This is a genomic window from Achromobacter semiaridum (assembly GCF_053543755.1).
The window spans coordinates 14,478-17,630 of record NZ_JBLVOL010000072.1; the positions used below are offsets into that span (position 1 = coordinate 14,478).

Below are 3,153 nucleotides of genomic sequence, written 5' to 3' on the forward strand. Positions count from 1 at the left end.
CGGCGCGCGTTCTTTTGCGCCATTGATGAAGAAGGCGTAGACGTCCTGCGCGCGTGGCGGCCCGGACGGTTCGGAACCGATCCGAGGCAGGTCTGCCGGATCGGCCCCACGCGACCAGGTGTGCAGCCTTTGCGCCCAGGCGTCCAGCACCTTGGGCGCATAGCCGGCCTTGAACGCGGTGCTGGCGCGCATCAGCCGGGCGTAGACGAAATCGGCGGTGCGGTCGGCGATGGACGGAAAATTTTCGCTGTCCGTGTAGACCGTGGCGGCGCCGTGGCGGCGCGCCAGCTCCAGGTATTCCTCGCAGGCAAAGCTGGGGTGGCGCACGTCCAGCACATGACGCAGCGGCAGGCCATCGACCTTGTCGGGCAGCAGCGCCAGGAATTCGCCAAAGTCTTCCGCGTTAAAGATCTTGGTGGGCGCGAATTGCCAGACCACGGGCCCCAGCTTGGGCCCTAATTCGGCAATGCCGCTATGGACGAAGCGCTGGATGGAATCGCCGGCGCCGGCAAGCTCGCGTCGGTTAGTCGCATAGCGCGACGCCTTTAGCGAAAAGACGAAGCCGTCCGGCGTTTCGTCGCGCCATTTGGCAAAAGTGGCGGGCTTCTGGGTGCTGTAGTAGGTGCCGTTGATTTCAATCGCGGTGAGCTGCCGGCTGGCGTATTCCAGTTCGCGCGCATGGGGCAGGTCCTCGGGATAAAAGGTGCCGCGCCACGGCGCGAATGTCCAGCCGCCGATGCCGACGCGAATAACGGGCGGGCTTTCCACCACGGACGGATGACGTTTCGGCATGTCCCGGTGCTCCATGCAGTCCAACGAATCGGTCCACTGTATCGCTACGCCCGTGGGGTCGTAAAGTTGCGGATGCCAATCACGGCGCGGGTTTGGGCCGGTGTGGCATCGGCGATACGTTCGCCGGGCGGCCGCGCCGCGTTCAAAAAGTTTCCTGTTCCGATACAGTTTTGCGATAACGTGTGCGCATCCCCGTTCGACATCGTCCGGCCCGCGCCGGCTCATCATGCCCGACCTGACTCATCTTCTGACATTCGCCCTGGTGGCCCTTGGCATGGTGCTGACGCCCGGCCCCAACATGATCTACCTGGTGTCCCGATCCATCTCGCAAGGCGCCCGCGCCGGCCTGATTTCCCTGGGCGGCGTGGCGGTCGGGTTCATCTTTTATGTGTGCTGCGCGGCCTTCGGCATCACGGCCTTGCTGCTGACGGTGCCCTACGCCTATGACGCCTTGCGCATCGGCGGCGCCATGTACCTGCTGTACATGGCATGGCAGGCCGTCCGCCCCGGGGGACGATCGCCGTTCCAGGTGCGCGAACTGCCCCGCAGCAGCCCGCGCACGCTGTTCACGATGGGGCTGGTCACCAACCTGCTCAACCCCAAGATCGCGGTGATGTATGTGTCGCTGTTGCCGCAGTTCATCCAGCCCGACCATGGCAGCGTGTTCACCCAATCGTTGGCGCTGGGCATGACGCAGGTGGTCATCAGCCTGTCGGTCAATGCCGTCATCGCGATTACCGCCGGGTCCATCGCGGGCTTTCTGGCCGGGCGGCCGTTGTGGTTGGTGATCCAGCGCTGGCTGATGGGTACCGTGCTGGCCGGGCTGGCCGTGCGCATGTTGATGGACGCGCGACGCTGATGCCGCAGGACGACGGATTTTTCGGCTCGCTGGGCGTCATGCTGGGCGAAGCGCTGCGCGCGGTGGTGGGCGGCATCAAATGGCTGCTGGGCGGCTTGGGCGGTGCGCTGGGCGACTTCTACGGCGGGCTGTCGAAGGCGATGGGCATGAGCCCGTCCATCTTCAATTTTGTCTTGCTGGTGCTGGGCCTGATGTTCCTGTGGGCCGCCATCAAGGCGTTGCTGCGCCGCTCCATCCTGGGGTTTCTCTTCTGGGCGGTGCTGGCGGTGCTGGTGTTGGGCGGCCTGGTCAATTAACGCCCCGCTTGCCGCGCCAGTTCACCCAGGCGCTTGAGCAGCGCGGGAAAGCGGTCGGCGCTGGTGTTGCCATAGCCGATCACCAAGCCATTGTCTTCGGCGCGCGGCGCCATGGCGAAAGTCGATAGCGCGCTGGGGTTCATGCCCACCTGCCGCGCCAGCGCCACGGTGGCCTGATCCGGGCAGTCCGGCGGCAGGCGCACCGTCAGGTGCAGGCCGCTGTGTCCGCCCAAGACCTCATGATCCACCTTGAAATGCGTGGCCAGCGCGTCGCGCAAGGCCGACTGCCGTTCGCGGTACAGGCGCCGCATGCGGCCCAGGTGACGCGAAAATTGTCCGTTGTCGATGAAGGCGGCCAGCGTCAGCTGTTCCAGCCGGTGGCCGCCCCGCAGCATCTCGATGACGGAGGGCAGGGCGGTCTGGGCCAGGGGCTCGGGCAGCACCAGAAAGCCCAGGCGCAATGCCGGAAAAAGTGTCTTGCTGAATGTGCCTACATACAGCACGGGTGCGTTGGGCAACAGCCCCTGCATGGCGGCGATGGGGTCGCCCTGATGCCGGAATTCGCTGTCGTAGTCGTCTTCGATGATCCAGGCGCCCGCGCGCCCGGCGCGTTCCAGCAGGTCCAGCCGCCGCGCCACCGACAGCACGGCGCCCGTGGGGTATTGATGCGTGGGCGTGGTCTGGATCAGGCGCGGCGGATGCGTGCGCCAGGCGTCCTCGGGAATGACGATGCCGTCGGCGTCCACGCGCATGGCCACCACGTTCAGGTCGCCGCCATGAAACGCCGACTTGGCGCCGCGATAGCCGGGCTCTTCCAGCCAGGCGGTGTCGCCGGGGTTGGTCAGCAGTTGCACGCACAGGGCCAGCGCGCCCTGCGCGCCTTCGGTGATGATGATGCGCGAGGCGTCGCAATGCACACCGCGCGACACCCGCAGATATTGCGCGATGGCTTCGCGCAGCGCCGGCTCACCCGTCGGATGGCCGTAGCCCAGCGTGGTGGCGGGGGCGGCTTGCAGCGCGCGGTCTTGCGCGCGGCGCCAGGCGTTCATGGGGAATTGCGTCAGGGCCGGGGTGCCGGGGGTCATCGGCCACGAACTGTCCGTGGCGCCACGGGTGGCAACGATGCGCGACAAGCGCGTGGCGGTGGCGGTGGGGGGGGGCGTCGGGCAGGTTGTCGCCGCGGCGGTCGTGGTTGCGGTGGCGGCA

The 3,153-nt window shown here is 66.8% G+C and carries 4 protein-coding genes; 2 read left to right on the forward strand and 2 right to left on the reverse strand.

The genetic code is table 11. The features are described 5' to 3' along the window. On the reverse strand, positions 1–792 hold a 792-nt coding region (locus tag ACNPP0_RS19685; RefSeq protein WP_448706785.1), incomplete at its 3' end, for a DUF72 domain-containing protein. 226 nt (positions 793–1,018) lie between these two features. Between ACNPP0_RS19685 and ACNPP0_RS19690 the strand changes: the two genes are divergently transcribed. Together ACNPP0_RS19690 and ACNPP0_RS19695 are read left to right on the forward strand one after the other, a co-directional pair. Then, the gene (locus tag ACNPP0_RS19690; RefSeq protein ID WP_332607433.1) at positions 1,019–1,651 is read left to right on the forward strand and encodes a LysE family translocator; all 633 of its coding nucleotides are present in this window, start codon (positions 1,019–1,021) and stop codon (positions 1,649–1,651) included. Beyond that, entirely contained in the window at positions 1,651–1,947 is a 297-nt protein-coding gene (locus tag ACNPP0_RS19695; protein WP_046804547.1) for a hypothetical protein, read from the forward strand. Before ACNPP0_RS19690 ends, ACNPP0_RS19695 begins: the two co-directional genes overlap by 1 nt. On the opposite strand, the gene pdxR is transcribed toward ACNPP0_RS19695, so the two are convergent. After that, the coding region (gene pdxR, locus ACNPP0_RS19700; RefSeq protein ID WP_448706786.1) for a MocR-like pyridoxine biosynthesis transcription factor PdxR at positions 1,944–3,153 on the reverse strand (1,210 nt) is incomplete at its 5' end. The two genes, ACNPP0_RS19695 and pdxR, sit on opposite strands and share 4 nt — an antisense overlap.

Coding starts and splice junctions, on each gene's coding strand:
- ACNPP0_RS19695 (WP_046804547.1), top strand. CDS start 1,651: ATGCCGCAGGACGACGGATTTTTCGGCTCGCTGGGCGTCATGCTGGGC.
- ACNPP0_RS19690 (WP_332607433.1), top strand. CDS start 1,019: ATGCCCGACCTGACTCATCTTCTGACATTCGCCCTGGTGGCCCTTGGC.